Annotated in this window: 15 protein-coding genes; 12 read left to right on the top strand and 3 right to left on the bottom strand. The window is 74.4% G+C overall.

Annotated features, from left to right (window positions below; all coding sequences use genetic code 11):
* Positions 1 to 29 precede the first annotated feature (29 nt).
* On the bottom strand, positions 30 to 1,478 hold the full coding sequence (sufB, locus tag ACQPX6_RS14710) for a Fe-S cluster assembly protein SufB (RefSeq protein WP_433788048.1): 1,449 nt from the start codon (positions 1,476 to 1,478) through the stop codon (positions 30 to 32).
* On the bottom strand, positions 1,475 to 2,191 hold the full coding sequence (locus ACQPX6_RS14705) for a helix-turn-helix transcriptional regulator (RefSeq protein ID WP_433788047.1): 717 nt from the start codon (positions 2,189 to 2,191) through the stop codon (positions 1,475 to 1,477). Before ACQPX6_RS14705 ends, sufB begins: the two co-directional genes overlap by 4 nt.
* 204 nt (positions 2,192 to 2,395) lie before the next feature.
* Between ACQPX6_RS14705 and mptB the strand changes: the two genes are divergently transcribed.
* The 6 genes from mptB (at position 2,396) to ACQPX6_RS14675 (ending at position 8,808) form a co-directional block, all read left to right on the top strand.
* On the top strand, positions 2,396 to 3,937 hold the full coding sequence (gene mptB / locus ACQPX6_RS14700; RefSeq protein WP_433788046.1) for a polyprenol phosphomannose-dependent alpha 1,6 mannosyltransferase MptB: 1,542 nt from the start codon (positions 2,396 to 2,398) through the stop codon (positions 3,935 to 3,937).
* Between the two features lie 10 nt (positions 3,938 to 3,947).
* On the top strand, positions 3,948 to 4,871 hold the full coding sequence (locus ACQPX6_RS14695; protein ID WP_433788045.1) for an ABC transporter ATP-binding protein: 924 nt from the start codon (positions 3,948 to 3,950) through the stop codon (positions 4,869 to 4,871).
* A gap of 65 nt (positions 4,872 to 4,936) precedes the next feature.
* The gene (locus ACQPX6_RS14690) at positions 4,937 to 5,650 is read left to right on the top strand and encodes an ABC transporter permease (RefSeq protein WP_433788275.1); all 714 of its coding nucleotides are present in this window, start codon (positions 4,937 to 4,939) and stop codon (positions 5,648 to 5,650) included.
* A 75-nt stretch (positions 5,651 to 5,725) separates the two neighbouring features.
* Complete coding sequence (locus ACQPX6_RS14685) at positions 5,726 to 6,661, top strand: COX15/CtaA family protein (RefSeq protein WP_433788274.1); 936 nt, start codon at positions 5,726 to 5,728, stop codon at positions 6,659 to 6,661.
* 1 nt (position 6,662) lies between these two features.
* Positions 6,663 to 7,628, top strand: a complete 966-nt coding sequence (locus ACQPX6_RS14680) for a quinone oxidoreductase family protein (RefSeq protein WP_433788044.1) — start codon at positions 6,663 to 6,665, stop codon at positions 7,626 to 7,628.
* Between the two features lie 259 nt (positions 7,629 to 7,887).
* The gene (locus ACQPX6_RS14675) at positions 7,888 to 8,808 is read left to right on the top strand and encodes a hypothetical protein (RefSeq protein WP_433788043.1); all 921 of its coding nucleotides are present in this window, start codon (positions 7,888 to 7,890) and stop codon (positions 8,806 to 8,808) included.
* On the opposite strand, the gene ACQPX6_RS14670 is transcribed toward ACQPX6_RS14675, so the two are convergent.
* Positions 8,805 to 9,740: a heme o synthase gene (locus ACQPX6_RS14670; protein WP_433788042.1), complete on the bottom strand. Its 936-nt coding sequence runs from the start codon at positions 9,738 to 9,740 to the stop codon at positions 8,805 to 8,807. The two genes, ACQPX6_RS14675 and ACQPX6_RS14670, sit on opposite strands and share 4 nt — an antisense overlap.
* Positions 9,741 to 10,202: 462 nt before the next feature.
* Here ACQPX6_RS14670 and tkt point away from each other — a divergent pair, with 462 nt between their 5' ends.
* Genes tkt through pgl form a run of 6 tightly spaced genes read left to right on the top strand, consistent with a single transcriptional unit; the run spans position 10,203 to position 18,407 of the window.
* Positions 10,203 to 12,287: a transketolase gene (tkt, locus tag ACQPX6_RS14665; RefSeq protein ID WP_433788273.1), complete on the top strand. Its 2,085-nt coding sequence runs from the start codon at positions 10,203 to 10,205 to the stop codon at positions 12,285 to 12,287.
* A 29-nt stretch (positions 12,288 to 12,316) separates the two neighbouring features.
* On the top strand, positions 12,317 to 13,441 hold the full coding sequence (gene tal / locus ACQPX6_RS14660; protein WP_433788041.1) for a transaldolase: 1,125 nt from the start codon (positions 12,317 to 12,319) through the stop codon (positions 13,439 to 13,441).
* Positions 13,438 to 15,120: a glucose-6-phosphate isomerase gene (locus ACQPX6_RS14655; RefSeq protein WP_433788040.1), complete on the top strand. Its 1,683-nt coding sequence runs from the start codon at positions 13,438 to 13,440 to the stop codon at positions 15,118 to 15,120. Before tal ends, ACQPX6_RS14655 begins: the two co-directional genes overlap by 4 nt.
* Positions 15,117 to 16,682 carry a glucose-6-phosphate dehydrogenase gene (gene zwf, locus ACQPX6_RS14650; protein ID WP_433788039.1) on the top strand — a complete coding sequence of 522 codons (1,566 nt, stop codon included), beginning with the start codon at positions 15,117 to 15,119 and terminating at the stop codon, positions 16,680 to 16,682. Before ACQPX6_RS14655 ends, zwf begins: the two co-directional genes overlap by 4 nt.
* 16 nt (positions 16,683 to 16,698) lie before the next feature.
* The gene (locus ACQPX6_RS14645; RefSeq protein WP_433788038.1) at positions 16,699 to 17,649 is read left to right on the top strand and encodes a glucose-6-phosphate dehydrogenase assembly protein OpcA; all 951 of its coding nucleotides are present in this window, start codon (positions 16,699 to 16,701) and stop codon (positions 17,647 to 17,649) included.
* On the top strand, positions 17,646 to 18,407 hold the full coding sequence (pgl, locus tag ACQPX6_RS14640; protein WP_433788037.1) for a 6-phosphogluconolactonase: 762 nt from the start codon (positions 17,646 to 17,648) through the stop codon (positions 18,405 to 18,407). Before ACQPX6_RS14645 ends, pgl begins: the two co-directional genes overlap by 4 nt.
* Positions 18,408 to 18,415 lie beyond the last annotated feature (8 nt).

Here is an 18,415-nt window from a genome sequence, read left to right as displayed (position 1 = left end):
AGTCTGTCCCGTCGCTTCGCTCGCCCGGGTCATCCGACAGCGCCCTCCATCTGCAGCTCGATCAGGCGGTTGAGCTCGAGCGCGTACTCCATGGGCAGCTCGCGCGCGATGGGCTCGACGAACCCGCGCACGATCATGGCCATGGCCTCGTCCTCGGACAGGCCGCGGGACATCAGGTAGAAGAGCTGGTCCTCGCTGACCTTCGAGACGGTCGCCTCGTGGCCCATCGTCACGTCGTCCTCGCGGACGTCGACGTACGGGTAGGTGTCCGAGCGGCTGATCGTGTCGACCAGCAGCGCGTCGCACTTCACCGTGGAGCGCGAGTGGTGCGCGCCCTTGTTGACCCGGACCAGGCCGCGGTAGCTCGTGCGTCCGCCGCCCCGGGCGACCGACTTCGAGATGATCGTCGAGGACGTGTACGGCGCGAGGTGCACCATCTTGGCGCCCGCGTCCTGGTGCTGGCCCTCGCCGGAGAACGCGACCGAGAGCACCTCGCCCTTGGCGTGCGGCCCGGTGAGCCAGACGGCCGGGTACTTCATGGTCACCTTGGAGCCGATGTTGCCGTCGACCCACTCCATGGTCGCGCCCTCTTCGGCCTTGGCGCGCTTGGTGACCAGGTTGTAGACGTTGTTCGACCAGTTCTGGATGGTCGTGTAGCGGCAGCGGCCGCCCTTCTTCACGACGATCTCGACGACCGCGGAGTGCAGCGAGTCGCTCGAGTAGATCGGCGCCGTGCAGCCCTCGACGTAGTGGACGTAGGCGTCCTCGTCGACGATGATCAGCGTCCGCTCGAACTGGCCCATGTTCTCGGTGTTGATCCGGAAGTAGGCCTGCAGCGGGATGTCCACGTGGACGCCCTTGGGCACGTAGATGAACGAGCCGCCGGACCACACCGCGGAGTTCAGCGCGGAGAACTTGTTGTCGCCGGCCGGGATCACCGAGCCGAAGTACTCCTCGAACAGCTCCGGGTGCTCGCGCAGGCCGGTGTCGGTGTCCATGAAGATGACACCCTGCTGCTCGAGGTCCTCGCGGATCGCGTGGTAGACGACCTCGGACTCGTACTGCGCCGCGACGCCGGACACCAGACGGCTCTTCTCGGCCTCGGGGATGCCGAGCTTGTCGTAGGTGTTCTTGATGTCGTCGGGCAGGTCGTCCCAGGTGGCCGCCTGCTTCTCCGTCGAACGCACGAAGTACTTGATGTTGTCGAAGTGGATGCCCGAGAGGTCGGAGCCCCACTGCGGCATCGGCTTCTTGTCGAACATGGCCAGGGCCTTGAGCCGCAGCTGGAGCATCCAGTCCGGCTCGTCCTTCTTGGCCGAGATGTCGCGGACGACGGCCTCAGAGAGACCGCGCTGGGCGCTCGCGCCCGCGACGTCGGTGTCGTGCCACCCGAACTGATAGGTCCCGAGCGCCGCGAGGGTCTCCTCCTGCGTGAGCTCGGGGGCGGTGGGGGTGGTCCGCTCCGCGGAGGTGGTCATACGACCTGCCTTCCCTTGACGACGTGTGTGGTGGCGGTGGTGGAGCTGGCGGGGGGCCCGGGTTGTCGGGGCACGTGCGTGGTGCACGCGGCGTCGCCCCGGGCGATCGTGGACAGGCGTTGGACGTGGGTGCCGAGCAGCTCGGCGAACACCTCGGTCTCGGCCTCGCACAGCTGCGGGAAGTGCGCGGCGACGCCGGCGACCGGGCAGTGGTGCTGGCAGAGCTGGGCGCCCGCGGAGGTCGGCCGCGACGACGCCGCGTAGCCCTCGCGCGAGAGGGCGCCGGCCAGGGCGTCGACCCGCGCCGAGCGCTCGTCGTGCGCCTCGACCTCCTCGCGGTGCTCGCCGAGGAGGTCGCGGACGCGCCGGCGGGCGAAGGCCCGGACGGCGTCCTCCCCCGCGGCGTCGGCGAGCTCGGCGAGGGCGGCGACGGCCAGGTCGGCGACGTCGGCCTCACCGCGTCCGGCGCGGCGGCGGCCCTGCTCGGTGAGCAGGTGCTGACGCGCCGGGCGGCCGCGACCGCGCCCGGAGGCGCGCGGGGCGTCGCGGGTGCACACGGTGCCGTCGATGACCAGGGCGTCGAGGTGGCGGCGCACCGCCGCCCCGGAGAGCCCCAGCTCGCCGGCGAGGTCCATGGCCGTGGTGGGCCCGTGCTCGAGCAGGCGCCGGACGATGAGGTCCCGCGTCCGGCCGTCGTGCCCGTCGATCGCCACGTCCCTCACCTCCTGTGCGCGTGCTGTCGTGCTCTCCTGCGGTGTCCCCGCTATTTGACAACATCAGTCTTGCGTATTTGATGCCACCCGGCAAAGCGGACCCCCGGATCGCCGGGGTGATCGGCCTCACCCAGGGTGACCTCACCTCGCCCGGCGTGGGGACGGCGGCGGGTGCGTCGGTCCCGCTCGGTATCGTCCCGCCCCGTGACCGGCACGGCGCAGGCTCCGCAGGCGCCGCCCTCCGCTGCCACGGCCGTCACGCCGCCGGGGGCCACGCCGCCCCCGCCCACCCCGGACGAACGCCGCCGGCTGCGCACGGTGCGCCGGTTCGGGTTCACCGGTGCGCTGCTCATGGCCGTGGGCGCGCTGGGCTGCGGGGCCACGCCGGCGCCGGCCTACAACCCGCTGCTGGGCACGCGCGTGCTCGGCCTGTGGGGGCGCATGCCGACGGTCTCGCTGACGCTGGCCTACCTCGGCATGGGCATGCTCGTGCTGGCCTGGCTGTGGCTGGGCCGCCTCGCCTGGCCCGGCCGGGTCCGCCTGTCGGTGCGCCAGCTGACGCGGATCCTCGTCATGTGGATGGCGCCGCTCGCCGTCGCCCCGCCGCTGTTCTCCACCGACGTCTACGGCTACCTGTCGCAGGCCGAGGTGGTCTCGCGCGGGTTCGATCCCTATGTCTACGGCGCCGCCCAGGCCCTCGGGCTCTCCGACCCCCTGGTCGCGAGCATCCCCACCATCTGGCGCACCACGCCGTCGCCGTACGGGCCCGGCTTCCTCACGTTCGGCCGGCTCATCACGGGCATCGCCGGCGACGACATCGTGCTCGGCGTCTACCTGCACCGCGCGCTCGCGCTCGCCTCGCTGGGCCTGGTGATCTGGGCGGTGCCGCACCTGGCGCGCCGCGCGGGCGTCGAGCCGATCGCCGCGCTGTGGCTCGCGATCAGCCCGCTGGTGCTCTTCCACCTGGTCAGCGGCATCCACAACGACGCGATCATGCTCGGCGTCGTCCTGGCGGGCCTCGAGATCGGGATGCGCCGCTCGTGGGTGCTCGGCGCGCTGCTCATCGGGCTCGGCGCCTCGGGGAAGATCCCCGCGGTGCTGGCGCTGGGCTTCCTCGCCGCGCACGTGGCCCGCGAGCGCGGCGGGGGGATCGCCCGCCTCCTGCGCTACGGCGCGGGGTGCTCCGCGCTGGGTCTCGGGACGGTCGTCGCGGTCTCGATCGGCAGCGGGCTGGGGTTCGGCTGGATCCAGGCGCTGTCGGTGCCCAACCTGCTGCGCAGCTGGCTCTCGGTCACCACCGACCTCGGCGTGCTCGGCGGCTGGCTCGGCGGCGTCCTGGGGCTGGGCGACCACACCGAGTCCGTCCTCGACCTCACGCGCGCCGCGGGCCTCGGCGTCGCCGCGCTGGTGTGCGTGGTGCTGGTGTTCCAGGTGCTCAACGGGCGGCTGCACGCCGTCGCCGGCATGGGCTACGGCTTCGGCGCGGTGTTCCTCGCCGGCCCCGTGCTGCACCCCTGGTACCTGCTGTGGGCGATCGTCCCGCTGTCCGCGTCGGTGGTGAACCCGCGCATCCGCGGCTTCGCCGTCGCCGTGTGCGCGATCGTCGCCCTGCTCGTCCCGCCCACCGGCGCCGACTTCTCGTTCCGCACCTACCAGCTGCCCATGGCCATCACCGCGGCCGCGCTGCTCGCCCTGGTGCCGCTGGCCGTCGTGCGCGGCCGGGTGCCGCGCACCCCGGCGACCTAGGCTGTCGGACGTGTCGGGTCCAGCGCTGGAGGTGCGCGACCTCGTCGTGCGCTACCAGGGCCGCGCCGCGGTCGACGGGCTCGACCTCGACCTCCCCGCCGGCCGGGTGCTCGCGCTCCTCGGGCCCAACGGCGCCGGCAAGACCACCACGGTCGAGGTGTGCGAGGGGCTGCGCCGCCGCGACGCGGGCGAGGTGCGGGTGCTCGGCGTCGACCCCGCCGGCGCGCCGGACGCCTTGCGCGCGCGGCTCGGCGTCATGCCGCAGGGCGGCGGCGCCTACCCCGGGGTGCGGGTGCGCGAGATGCTCGGGCTGGTCGCCGCCTGCGCCGCCGACCCCCTCGACCCCGACTGGCTGATCGAGGTCCTCGGCCTCGCGTCCTGCGCGCGCACGCCGTTCAAGCGCCTCTCGGTCGGCCAGCAGCAACGCCTCGCGCTGGCGTGCGCGGTGGTCGGACGGCCTGAGCTCGTGTTCCTCGACGAGCCCACCGCGAGCCTCGACCCGCAGGGCCGGCGCCTGGTGTGGGAGCTCGTGCGCGGCCTCCGCGCCGACGGCGTCGCGGTGCTGCTGACCACGCACCTCATGCAGGAGGCCGAGACCCTCGCCGACCACATCGTCATCGTCGACCACGGCCGCGTCGTGGCCCAGGGCAGCCCGGAGACGCTGACCGCCGCGGGCGCCGACCGCGAGCTGCGCTTCCGCGCTGCCTCCGGCATGGACCTGCGCCTGCTCGCGTCCGCGCTGCCCGAGGGCTGCACGGTGACCGAGCCGTCCGCGGGCAGCTACCTCGTCGAGGGCGCGATCGACCCGCAGGTGCTCTCCACGGTGACGTCGTGGTGCGCGCGCCAGGGCGTGCTCGCCGACGACCTGCGCATCGCGCGCCGCAGCCTCGAGGACGTGTTCCTCGAGCTCACGGGCCGGGAGCTCCGATCGTGAGCACCGAACCGCGCTTCGCCCCCGGCACCTTCACGCCGGCCCCGGGCCGCGGGCCGCTGGGCCGGATGCTCGCGACGCAGGTATCGCTGGAGACTCGCCTGGCGCTGCGCCAGGGCGAGCAGGTGCTGCTCACGCTCGTCATCCCGCTCGCGCTGCTCGTCGGCCTCGCCCTGCTGCGGGTCGTGCCGCTGCCCGAGCCGCGGGTGACGTCGGTGCTCGGCACGGTGCTCGCGCTCGCGGTGATGTCGACGGCGTTCACCAGCCAGGCGATCTCGCTGGGCTTCGACCGGCGCTACGGGGTGCTGCGCCGGCTCGCGGCCACCGCCGTGCCCCGCTGGCTCATCGTGGTCGGGCGGCTGGGGGGCATGGCGACGGTGGTCGTCGTGCAGCTCGTGGTGCTCGGCGCCGTGGCCCTGCTGCTGGGCTGGCGTCCGGACACGGGCTCGCTCGGCTGGGTCCTGCTTCTCGTGCTGCTGGGCACCGCCGCCTTCGGGGCCGCGGGCCTGCTGGTCGGCGGCACCCTGCGCGCCGAGCTCGTGCTCGCCGTCGCCAACATCGTGTGGTTCGTGCTGCTCTTCGCCGGCGGGGTGCTCGTGCCCGTCGCGGCGCTGCCCGGCCCGCTCGCTGCGGTGGTCATGCTGCTGCCGTCCGGGGCGCTCGCCGAGGGCCTGCGCACCGCGCTGCTCGGCGGCACGCCCACGCTCGGCCAGGTCGTGGTCCTGCTCGCGTGGGCGGTCGTCGCCGGCGGGATCGCCAGCCGCACCGTGCGCTGGTCCTGAGCGGGCCGGTCCCCTACACCGCGTCGTAGGATCGGCCCCGTGCTCGAGCGCCTCCCGGCCACGCCGCCCCGCCTCATGCGGGGCCTCGCGATGGCCGCCGTCTTCGGTCAGGCGGGCATCGCGGTCACCGGCGCCGTGGTGCGCGTGACCGGGTCGGGGCTCGGCTGCCCGACCTGGCCGCAGTGCTTCCCGGGCAGCCTCGTCCCGGTCCCCCACCCCGAGATCGCCGTGCTGCACCAGTGGGTGGAGTTCGGCAACCGGCTGCTCGGCATCGCGCTGGTCATCGTCACCGGGGCGTGCCTGCTCGCGGCGCTGAACGTCCGCCCGCGCCGGCGCCGCCTCGTGCTGCTGGCCGCGACGATGCCGCTCGGCGTGATCGCCCAGGCCGTGATCGGCGGCGTCACCGTGCTCGCGGGGCTCGCCTGGTACACCGTCGCGCCGCACTTCCTCGTGACCATCCCGCTCGTCTGGCTGGCCGTCCTGCTCGTGCGCGAGTCCTCCCCCGCCGCGATGGCCGTCCCGCCGGACACCCCCTGGCGCCCCGTCGTCCCCAGTGCGTTGCGCGGGCTGCTCGCCGTCACCACGGTGGTGCTCGGCGCCCTGCTCCTCGCGGGCACCCTCGTCACCGCGGCCGGCCCGCACGGCGGCGACGCCGCGACCCCGCGCCTCGCCGCGATCCCGCTGCCGATGCTGGCGACGGCCCACGCGCACCTGCTCTTCGCGTTCCTCGGCCTGCTCGTCGGCGCCGGCTTCGCGGTGCACGCCGTGGGCGCGCCCCGGGCCGTCCTGCTGCGCCTGCGGGTGCTCGTCGTGGTGGCCCTGGCCCAGGGCGCCCTGGGCGGCACCCAGTACGCGCTCGGGGTCCCCGAGCTGCTCGTCGCCCTGCACGTCCTCGGCGCCGCCGTCATCACCGCCGCGATGGCCTGGCTCTGGGCGGCGACGGCCGAACCGGCGCCCACGCCGGACCCGGTGCCCGACACCCCCGCCCGCGCGCTCGCCGGCACGGCCTGACGTGCACGCCGTCCAGGTCACCGCGCACGGCGGGCCCGAGGTCCTCGTGCCGGCGGACCTCGCCGACCCGGAGCCCGGCGACGGCGAGGCGCTCGTCGAGGTCGCCGCGGCCGGCGTCAACTACATCGACACCTACGTGCGCTCCGGCGTCTACGCCGGCGAGCCCCCGTTCGTGCCGGGATTCGAGGGCGCCGGGGTCGTGCGCGCCGTCGGCCCCGGCGTCACCACGGTGGCCGCCGGCGACCGCGTCGCGTGGAGCAACACCCGCGGCAGCTACGCGACGCTCGCCTGCGTCCCGGCCGCCGAGCTCGTCACCGTCCCCGACGGCACCGATCTCGACCTCGCCGGCGCCGTCCTGCTGCAGGGCATGACCGCGCACTACCTCGTCCACGACACCCACCGCGTCGCCGCCGGCGACACCGTCCTCGTGCACGCGGGAGCCGGCGGGATGGGCCTGCTGCTCTGCCAGATGGCCCGCGCGGCGGGGGCCCGCGTCCTCGCGACGACCTCGTCGGAGGAGAAGGACGCCCTCGCCCGCGGCGCCGGGGCCCACGAGACCCTGCGCTACGGCGACGACCTCCCCGACCGCGTCCGGGCCCTCACCGACGGCGAGGGCGTGGCCGTGGTCTACGACGGCGTCGGCGCGGCCACGTTCGACGCCTCGCTGGCGAGCCTGCGCGTCCGTGGCGTCCTCGCCCTCTACGGCGCCGCGAGCGGTCCGGTCCCGCCCGTCGACCCCCAGCGCCTCAACAGCGGTGGCTCGCTCTACCTCACCCGCCCCTCGCTGCACTGGCACGTGCGCACCCCCGAGGCTCTCGCCGCCCGCGCCTCCGACGTGTTCGCGGCGGTGGCCGCGGGCGACCTCGACGTGCGCGTGGGCGGCCGCTACCCGCTCGACGACGCCGCCGATGCGCACCGCGACCTCGAGGCCCGGCGCACCACGGGGAAGCTCCTGCTGCTGCCCTGAGCAGGGGCCCCTGGAGGGGCTCAAGCGCGATCGCGCCGGACCCGGCTCGAGGTTCGACCGACCCCTCCGCGGGCCCGCCACCCGGAGGCAGCACCCCAGGGAGCCTCGCCACTTCGATCTCCCGGGGGTGTCACCAGCGCGGCGCCACGCTCCCGACACCCTCGAGAGATCGACGTGGCGAGCTGGGCGGAACCGCTCCGGACGCGCGCGCGTCGAACCCGGCATGAGGCTCGATCGGCCTTTCCGCGGGTCCGCCGCCGTGACCCGCGGCGAACTCACGGCGTGGCAGCTCCGGGGCCCCGGGTTCGCGGCCCTGGGCCCCGACGTCTACATCGACGCGGAGGTACGCGTCGACCAGCTCCAGGAGGCGCGGGCCTCGATGCTCCGTCACCCGGACGGCGCGGTTACTGGCACGGCGGCCGCGACGCTCTGGGGTGCCGGCGAGGCCGTGGCAGACGTCGGGCGCGCCGGGGCGCCGACGGAGGTCTTGGTGCCGGTTGCGGGCACCCGGTCGCGGGGCGGGCTCGAGGTCCGGCGGGCCGCGCTCGACGCCGTCGAGGTCGTCGCATGGCCCGACGGCCCGGACAGCCCGCCGCTGCGGCTCACCTCGCCGGCACGGACCTTCGTGGAGCTGGCGCGCCGGCTGGCGACGGTGGACGCCGTGGTCGTGGGCGACGCCATGGCGCGCCGCTGCGGGCTCACGCCGGCGGAGGTGGTCGCCCTCGCCGACCGCCGGTCCGGGGAGCGGGGGATGGCGCGGGTCCGGGCGGCCGCGGCCCTCGTCCACCCGGGCGCGGACACGCCGCGGCGCACACGGATCCGGCTCGGGGTCCTGCTGGCCCGGCTCCCGCCGCCACTGGTCGACGTGGTCGCGACGCGACGCGCGGACGGCGGGGCCGTCGGCGCCCTCGACCTCGCCTGGCCCGGCACGTACGCGGGGGTGCTGCTCGACCGCCACCCCGAGGTCGCGTGGGCGTGCGGGGAGGAGCTGCAGGCGCACGGGTGGGAGGTGGTCTCGCTCGGGGCGCAGGGCGAGCACTCCGTCGAGCACGTGGTCGAGCGGGTCGTCGCCTTCCTCGCGCACGTCGACCGGGTGCGGTGGCGCGACCTGCCCGACATCCGCCGCCGGTTCCCCCGGCGACCGACCGCGCCGCGGGTGTTCGCGGCGGCGAACCCCTAGAAGGGCCAGCCGAAGACCGGCCAGCCGAGGGCCGAGTCGACGGCCACGGCCACGAAGAGGCCGGTCAGGTAGGTGTTGGAGAGGTGGAACAGCCGCATCGACTGCACGACCTCGTCGCGCCGCACGGCGGCGTCGAGGCGGTGGGCCGCGACGAGGAACCAGACGCCGCCGAGCACGGCCGCGCCGAGGTAGATCCACGAGGTGGCGGGCACCAGCAGCGCCGACCAGGCCACCATCGCCCAGGAGTAGGCGACGATCTGGCGGCTCACGCGCCGGGGCGAGGCGACCACCGGGAGCATCGGGATGCCCGCGGCGGCGTAGTCGTCGCGGTAGCGCATCGCCAGCGCCCAGAAGTGCGGCGGCGTCCAGAAGAAGATGATCGCGAACAGGACCAGCGCGGGCCACTGCACCGTGCCCGTCACGGCCGCCCAGCCGATCACGACGGGCATGCAGCCCGCGGCCCCGCCCCAGACGATGTTCTGGGAGGTCCGGCGCTTGAGCAGCAGCGTGTAGACGAGGATGTAGAAGGCGATCGCGGCGACGGCGAGGCCCGCGGCGACCCAGTTGGCCGTGAGCCCGAGCCACACCGCGGAGACGGCGCCGAGCACCAGGCCGAACACCAGGGCGTGCGAGCGCGGGACGGCGTCGCGGGCGAGGGGCCGCTTGCGGGTGCGTGCCATCTTCGCGTCGATGTCGGCGTCGACGACGCAGTTCAGCGCGTGGGCGCTGGCCGCCGCGCCGGCGCCGCCGACGAGGACCGCGAGGACGAGCCACAGCGACGGCACCGAGCGCTGCGCGAGCATCATCGCCGGCACCGTGACCACGAGCAGCTGCTCGATGATGCGGGCCTTGGTGAGCGCCAGGTAGGCCCGCACGGTGGCGAGGAATCCGCTCCGCGGCCTCGCGGAGACCGGGCCGACCGCCGTGCTCACTCGGTGGCACCTCGCTGCTCGGGAGGGACTGCTTCGGTCGCGCGCGAATCTCCTACACGCTGTCGTCGACGAGTCTGCACCCCCGCGGCGCCGAACGCTCGCGGGGGCCTCCCCGGGCCGGTGCGGTGTCCGCCACGTGACGGGTGGTGGGCCGTCCGCCGAACGACCCGACGATCATACGAGCGCGGTGTCCCGGAGGGGCGGCGAGGGTATCCGCGCCGACGTGCGATGGACCAGGATCGGCGCTGGTCCGCCCCCGTGGAGCCCGCCGCGCGGTGGTGGACCCGAATCGATCCCGTGGGACCATCGTGCGGGCCGGGAGAGACGCCGCCGACGCCGGGACCCGGGCAGAGGACCGACGAGCCGTGGCCGGGGCACCGGCGCACCGCGGCTCCCGAAACGCTGAGGAAGGCCGCCACCGACGTGAGCAGCACGCAGCCCGCGAGCGAGGACCCCGACGAGATCGAGGCGCTGACGACCCCGCACCGCCCCGACGACTGGACGGAGCTCGACCAGAAGGCCGTCGACACCATCCGTGTCCTCGCCGCCGACGCCGTCCAGAAGGTGGGCAGCGGGCACCCGGGAACGGCGATGTCGCTCGCCCCGGTGGCCTACGAGCTCTTCCAGCACACGATGCGCCACGACCCGGCCGACCCGCACTGGCAGGGACGCGACCGCTTCGTGCTCTCGTGCGGGCACACGAGCCTGACGCTCTACCTGCAGCTCTTCCTCGCCGGCTACGGCCTCGAGATGCGGGACCTGCAGGAGCTGCGCACCTGGGACTCGGCGACGCCGGGCCACCCGGAGTACAGCCACACCCCGGGCGTCGAGATCACCACCGGGCCGCTGGGCCAGGGCCTGGCCTCCGCGGTGGGCATGGCCATGGCCGCGCGCCGCGAGCGCGGCCTGTTCGACCCGGACGCGCCGCAGGGCGAGAGCCCGTTCGACCACCACGTCTTCGTCATCGCCTCCGACGGGGACATCGAGGAGGGCGTCACCGCCGAGGCGAGCTCGATCGCCGGGCGCCAGCAGCTCGGGAACCTCGTCGTCATCTACGACGACAACCACATCTCGATCGAGGACAACACCGAGATCGCCCTCGCCGAGGACGTGGTGGGGCGCTACGCGGCCTACGGCTGGCACACCCAGGTCGTGCGCGGCGGCGAGAACGTCGTCGGCATCCGCGAGGCGCTCGCCAACGCGAAGGCCGAGACCGACCGCCCCAGCTTCATCGCCCTGCGCACGGTCATCGGCTATCCCGCGCCGAACAAGATGAACACCGGCACGGCGCACGGCGCCGCCCTGGGCGAGGACGAGGTCCGGGCGGTCAAGGAGATCCTCGGCTTCGACCCGGACCAGCACTTCCACATCGACCAGGACGTCCTGGAGCACACCCGCTCCGTGGGTCAGCGGGGCAAGGCCGAGCACGAGGCGTGGGACAAGCAGTTCGCCGACTGGGCGGAGCAGAACCCCGATCGCCGGGCCCTGCTCGAGCGCATGGCGCGCCGCGAGCTGCCGGCGGGGTGGCACGAGAAGCTCCCTGCCTGGCAGCCCGACGACAAGCCGATCGCGACCCGCAAGGCGCTGCAGAAGATCCTCGCCGAGATCGGGCCGGAGCTGCCCGAGCTGTGGGGCGGGTCGGCTGATCTCGCGGAGAGCAACAACACGACCATCGAGGGCGCCGACTCGTTCGGGCCGTCGACGGTGTCCGTGCGGATGTGGGGTCAGATGAGCCCCTACGGCCGCACCCTGCACTTCGGGGTCCGCGAGCACGCGATGGGCTCGATCCTCAACGGCATCGCGCTGCACGGCGGCACCCGCGTGTACGGCGGCACGTTCCTGATCTTCTCGGACTACATGCGTCCCGCGGTCCGGCTCGCGGCGCTGATGAAGCTGCCGACGACCTACATCTGGACCCACGACTCCATCGGTCTCGGCGAGGACGGCCCCACCCACCAGCCGATCGAGCAGCTCTCCGCGCTCCGCGCGGTGCCGGGGCTGTCGATCGTCCGCCCGGCCGACGCCAACGAGACGGCCGCGGCGCTGCGCCACGTCCTCGACAACCCGACCGGCCCGGCCGGCCTGGCGCTGACCCGCCAGACCCTGCCGATCCTCGAGGGCACCGACGCCGACGGCGTCGGGCGCGGCGGCTACGTCCTCCAGGACGCATCGGGCGGGCAGCCGCAGCTGGTGCTCATCGCGACCGGCTCGGAGGTGCAGCTGGCGGTGGAGGCCCGCAAGGTGTTCGAGGACGAGGGCGTCCCCACCCGCGTCGTGAGCATGCCCTGCGTCGAGTGGTTCGAGGCGCAGGACCGCTCCTACACCCGCCAGGTCATCCCGCCCGAGGTCAAGGCCCGCGTGTCCGTCGAGGCCGGGGTCGCCCAGTCCTGGCACAAGTTCGTCGGCGACGACGGTGAGTGCGTGTCCATCGAGCACTACGGCGCCAGCGCCGACTACCAGACCCTGTTCCAGCAGTTCGGCTTCACTTCCCAGCACGTGGTCGAGGCCGGGCGACGATCGCTCAACCGCGCCGCCGAGCGCTCCTGATCCCGGCAGCGTTCGAGGAGGACACCCCCATGGCCAGCACCACCCCCCTCGCCGACCTCTCCGCGGCCGGCGTCTCCATCTGGCTCGACGACCTGTCGCGCCAGCGCATCGAGTCCGGCAACCTCGCCTCGCTGATCGAGGAGTCCGAGGTCGTCGGCGTCACCAGCAACCCGACGATCTTCGCGAGCGCCTTCGCCGACGCGGATTACTACGCCGAGGACCTCGACGGGTTCGCCGCCCGCGGCGCGGCGGTCGAGGACGCGATCCGCGAGCTGACGACCGAGGACGTCCGCCGGGCGTGCGACGTCTTCCGCAACGTCTGGGAGCGCACCGGCGGCGTCGACGGCCGCGTCTCGCTCGAGGTCGACCCCGGCAAGGCCCACGACACCGAGGCCACCGTCGCCGAGGCGGCCGACCTGTGGAAGACCGTCGACCGGCCCAACCTGATGATCAAGATCCCGGCGACCGTCGAGGGCATCCCCGCGATCACCCGCACGCTCGCCGAGGGCATCAGCGTCAACGTCACGCTGATCTTCTCCGTCGAGCGTCACCGCCAGGTGATGGACGCCTACCTCGCCGGCATGGAGCAGGCCCGCGCCAACGGCCACGACCTCACCGCGATGGCCTCGGTCGCCTCGTTCTTCGTCTCGCGCGTCGACTCGGAGGTCGACAAGCGCCTCGAGGCACTGGGCACCGACGCGGCGCTCAACCTGCGCGGCACGGCGGCGATCGCCAACGCCCGGCTGGCCTACGCGGCCTTCCTCGAGGTGTTCGGCACCGAGCGCTGGGCGGCGCTCAAGGGCGCCGGGGCCAAGGTCCAGCGCCCGCTGTGGGCCTCGACCGGCGTCAAGAACAAGGCCTACCCGGACACGCTCTACGTCACCGAGCTGGTCGCGCCGAACACCGTCAACACGATGCCCGAGGCCACGCTGAAGGCGTTCGCCGACCACGGCGAGCTGCACGGCGACGCCGTGTCGGGCACCGAGGACGCGGCCCGCGAGGTCTTCGCCGGCCTCGCCCACGTGGGCGTCGACATCGACGACGTGTTCCTGACCCTCGAGAACGAGGGCGTGCAGAAGTTCGACGACTCGTGGCAGGAGCTCACCGCGACCGTGTCCGACCAGCTGACGCGCCGCAGCCCGGAGCAGTCGTGAGCACCCCGTCGGTGGAGATCACCGACCAGGGCCTCGCCGACGCCGCGGCGTCGCTGGTCGAGAAGCTCGTCGGCGACCAGGCGGCGTCGAAGCTCGCCGCCGGCGACCCCACCCTCTGGGGCCCCGACGCCGAGCCCGAGGCGTCGAAGCGCCTGGCGTGGACCCACCTGCACGAGACCTCGCGGCCGCTGGTCGACGAGCTGGCCGCCCTGCGCCGCGAGCTGCACGACGACGGCGTCGACCGCGTCGTGCTCGCGGGCATGGGCGGGTCGTCGCTGGCGCCCGAGGTCATCTGCGCGACCCGCTCGGGCACGGACGTCGGCGGCGAGTTCCCGCTCGTCGTCCTCGACACCACCGACCCCGGCCAGGTGTCCGACGCGCTCGCGGGCGACCTGTCGCGCACCGTGCTCGTCGTGTCGTCGAAGTCCGGCGGCACCGTCGAGACCGACAGCCAGCGCCGGATCTTCGCCCAGGTCTTCGAGGCCAACGGGATCGACGCGGGCTCCCGCATGGTCGCGGTCACCGATCCGGGCACCGGGCTCGGCGACCTCGCCCGCGACCAGGGCTTCCGCCGCCTCGTCGAGGCCGACCCGGGCGTCGGCGGGCGCTACTCGGCGCTCACCGCGTTCGGGCTGGTGCCCTCGGCGCTCGCCGGCGTCGACGTCGGCGCGTTGCTCGACGAGGCCGCCGAGGCCGCGCCGGCGTTCGCGCAGGACGCGTCGGACAACCCGGCGATCGTCCTGGCCGCGGCCATGGCGGCCGCGCACGCCGCGGGCGCCGAGAAGGTCGTGCTCGCCGACACCGGGTCCGGCCTGGTCGGGTTCGGCAACTGGGCCGAGCAGCTCATCGCCGAATCCACCGGCAAGCAGGGCACGGGCCTGCTGCCCGTGGTGGTCGAGAACGCGGAGGCGCCCGGCTTCGCCGACGCCGGCCCCGACGCCACCCCGGTCGCCCTCGGGCCCGCCCAGGGCGGCGCGCGGATGTCGGTCACCGGCAGCCTCGGCGGCCAGTTCCTGCTCTGGGAGACCGCGGTCGCCCTCGCGGGACGGCTCCTGGGCATCAACCCGTTCGACCAGCCCGACGTCGAGTCGGCCAAGCAGGCGACCCGCGACCTGCTCACCGAGGTCGGCTCCGGCGGGAGCAGCGGCTCGGCCGAGGGCGACGCCCCGGTGCTCACCGACGGCCCGGTCGAGGTGCGCGCCGCGGGCTCCGCGGACCAGGCCTCGTGGCTGGGCAGCCCGGCGACGCTCGGCGCGGCGCTGCAGGCGCTGGTGGACGCGACGCCGGACGCCGGCTACATCGCGATCCAGGCCTACCTCGACCGCCTCGACGACGCCTCGTTCGCGACCCTGCGTCCCGAGCTGGCGTCGATCACGGGCCTGCAGGTGACCTTCGGGTGGGGCCCGCGGTTCCTGCACTCCACCGGCCAGTACCACAAGGGCGGGCACCAGAACGGCGCGTTCCTCCAGGTCACGGGTTCGGTCGCCGACGACCTGGCGATCCCGGGCCAGCCGTTCTCGTTCGGCACCCTCGAGCACGCGCAGGCCCGCGGCGACGCGGGCGTGCTCGCGGCACCCAAGAACGGCGGCACCGCGCGCCCCGTCCTGCGCCTGCACCTGGCCGACCGTGCGGCGGGGCTGGTGGCGCTGGCCAACGCCGTCCGGGAGGTGAGCCGGTGACCCGACGGTCGGGCACCGCGGGGTACGGCCAGGCGCACGACGACTGGGTCAACCCGCTGCGCGACGCCCGCGACAAGCGCCTGCCGCGCATCGCGGGCCCCTCGGGCCTCGTGCTGTTCGGGGTCACCGGCGACCTCGCGCGCAAGAAGCTGATGCCGGCGATCTACGACCTCGCCAACCGCGGCCTGCTCCCGCCCGGCTTCGCGTTGGTCGGCTTCGCCCGCCGCGACTGGGAGGACCAGGACTTCGCCGAGGTCGTCCACGACGCGGTGCGCTCGCACTCGCGGACCCCGTTCCGCCAGGAGGTGTGGGACCGCCTCGCGGAGGGCCTGCGCTTCGTCCAGGGCACGTTCGACGACGACGAGTCGTTCGACCGGCTCGCCACGTGCGTCGCCGAGCTCGACGCCGAGCGCGGCACGGGCGGCAACCACGCCTTCTACCTGTCGATCCCGCCCTCGGCGTTCCCCATCGTGTGCAAGCAGCTCTCGCGCTCGGGCCTCGCCGACGACGAGGGCGACGTGTGGCGCCGCGTGGTGATCGAGAAGCCGTTCGGCCACGACCTGCGCTCGGCGCAGGAGCTCAACGCGATCGTCAACGACGTCTTCCCCGAGGACGCGGTCTTCCGGATCGACCACTACCTCGGCAAGGAGACCGTCCAGAACCTGCTGGCCCTGCGCTTCGCCAACGAGCTGTTCGAGCCGATCTGGAACGCCCACCACGTCGACCACGTGCAGATCACGATGGCCGAGGACATCGGCGTCGGGGGCCGCGCGGGCTACTACGACGGCATCGGTGCGGCCCGCGACGTCATCCAGAACCACCTGCTGCAGCTGCTCGCGCTGACGGCGATGGAGGAGCCCGTCTCCTTCTCCCCCGACGACCTGCGCGAGGAGAAGATCAAGGTCCTCTCGGCCGTGAAGCTGGCCGAGCCGCTGGACGAGACCACCGCGCGCGGGCAGTACGCCGGCGGGTGGCAGGGCTCGACCGAGGTCAAGGGCCTGCAGCAGGAGGAGGGCTTCCCCGCCGACTCGGTCACCGAGACCTACGCGGCGATCACCTGCGAGGTGAACACGCGGCGCTGGGCCGGCGTGCCGTTCTACCTGCGCACCGGCAAACGCCTCGGGCGGCGCGTCACCGAGATCGCCGTCGTGTTCAAGCGGGCCCCGCACCTGCCGTTCGACCAGACCATGACCGAGGAGCTCGGCCAGAACGCGCTGGTCGTGCGCGTGCAGCCCGACGAGGGCGTCACGCTGCGGTTCGGGTCGAAGGTACCGGGCTCGGGCATGGAGGTCCGCGACGTCACGATGGACTTCGGCTACGGCACGGCGTTCACCGAGGCCTCCCCCGAGGCCTACGAGCGCCTGCTGCTCGACGTCCTGCTCGGCGAGCCGTCGCTGTTCCCCACCAACACCGAGGTCGAGCTGTCCTGGCGCATCCTCGACCCCGTGATCGAGAAGTGGCACCGCGAGGGCTCGCCGGACAGCTACGCCGCCGGCACCTGGGGCCCACCGTCGGCCGACGTCCTGCTCGAGCGCACCGGACGCACCTGGAGGAGACCGTGAACCCGGAGGGGGACCTGTGATCGTCGACCTCCCGTCGACGGACACGTCGGCGGTCAACCGCACGATGGTCGACCTGCGCGAGAGCGCTGGCGCGGTGGCGCTCGGCCGGGTGCTGACCCTGCTGATCATCACCGAGGACGGGCCCGAGGCCGAGGCCGCGATCCAGGCCGCCAACGACGCGAGCCGCGAGCACCCGTGCCGCGTGCTCGTGCTGGCGCGCGGCGTCCGGCGGGCGGCGTCGCGGCTGGACGCGCAGATCCGCATCGGCGGCGACGCGGGCGCCAGCGAGGTGATCGTGCTGCGCATGTACGGGCCGCTGGCCGACCAGGGCGGGGCCATCGTCGTGCCGCTGCTGCTGCCCGACGCCCCGATCGTCGCGTGGTGGCCGGGCGAGCCGCCGGTGTCGCCGGCGGACGACCCGGTGGGCCACGTCGCGGGACGGCGCATCACCGACGTGTCGTCGGCGCGGTCGCCGTCGAAGGCGCTGTACAAGCTGCGCCAGCGCTACCACCCCGGCGACACCGACCTGGCGTGGAGCCGCATCACGAGCTGGCGTGCGCTGCTCACCGCGGCCCTCGACCAGCCGCCCCACGAGTCGGTGACCCGGGCCTCGGTGGCCGGCGCATCCGACTCGGCCTCGGCGGACCTGCTCACCGGCTGGCTGGCGTCGCGGCTGAACTGCCCGGTCACGCGGATCGCCGAGGACGTCCCCGGCCAGGGCGGCCAGATCTCCGCGGTGCGCCTCGAGCGCCCGGGCGGCGCGGTGGAGCTGCGCCGCCTCGACGCGAAGAGCGCGGTGCTCTCCCAGCCCGACCAGCCGGACCGCCGCGTCGCCCTGTCGCGGCGCACCACGCGGGAGTGCCTGGCCGAGGAGCTGCGCCGCCTCGACCCCGACGACATCTTCGCCGAGGCGATCGAGGCGATGCCGACCGGGCGGACCCGTTCGTCGAAGAAGGTGACCGCGTGATCGCCGTCGAGGTCCTCGTCCAGCCGGACACCGACGCCACCGCCGCCGACGCCGCCGACCGGCTGATCAGCGCGCTCGCCGCGGCCCAGCGGGCGCGCGGCACCGCGTCGGTCGTGCTCACCGGCGGCGGGGTGGGCATCGCGATGCTGCGCGAGGTCGCGTCGTCGCCCCGGCGCGACGAGGTCGACTGGGCCGCGGTCGAGGTGTTCTGGGGTGACGAGCGCTTCGTCGCCGCCGGGGACGCCGAGCGCAACGACGCCCAGGCCCGCGAGGCCCTGCTCGACGCGCTGCCCCTCGACGCGGCCCGGGTGCACCCGATGCCCCCCGCGGACGCGCCCGAGGACGCCGGCGGCGGCGACCCCGACCTCGCCGCCGACGTCTACGCCAAGCTGCTGTCGTCGGCCGCCGCACGGCTGGGTGGGGACACGATCCCCGCGTTCGACGTGCTGCTCGCCGGCTGCGGGCCCGAGGGCCACGTGCTCTCGGTGTTCCCGGACTCCCCCGCGGTGCACGCGGGCGCCGCCGGCGTCGTCGGGGTGCGCGACTGCCCCAAGCCGCCGCCGACCCGCGTCACGCTGACGCTGCCCGCCGCCCGCTACGCCCGCGAGGTGTGGCTGGTGGCCACGGGCGAGGGCAAGGCCGAGGTCCTCGCCCAGGCGCACGCCGGGGCGTCGGAGGTCGACGTCCCGATCGCGGGCCTGCGCGGGACCGAGCGGACGCTGTGGTTGCTCGACGAGGCGGCCGCGGCGCAGCTCTGAGGCGCCCC

This window comes from Actinomycetospora sp. CA-101289, from assembly GCF_050955895.1.
GTDB lineage: Bacteria > Actinomycetota > Actinomycetes > Mycobacteriales > Pseudonocardiaceae > Actinomycetospora.
Note: the sequence above shows the minus strand (reverse complement) of the source record. Positions and strands in the feature narration are given on the sequence as shown.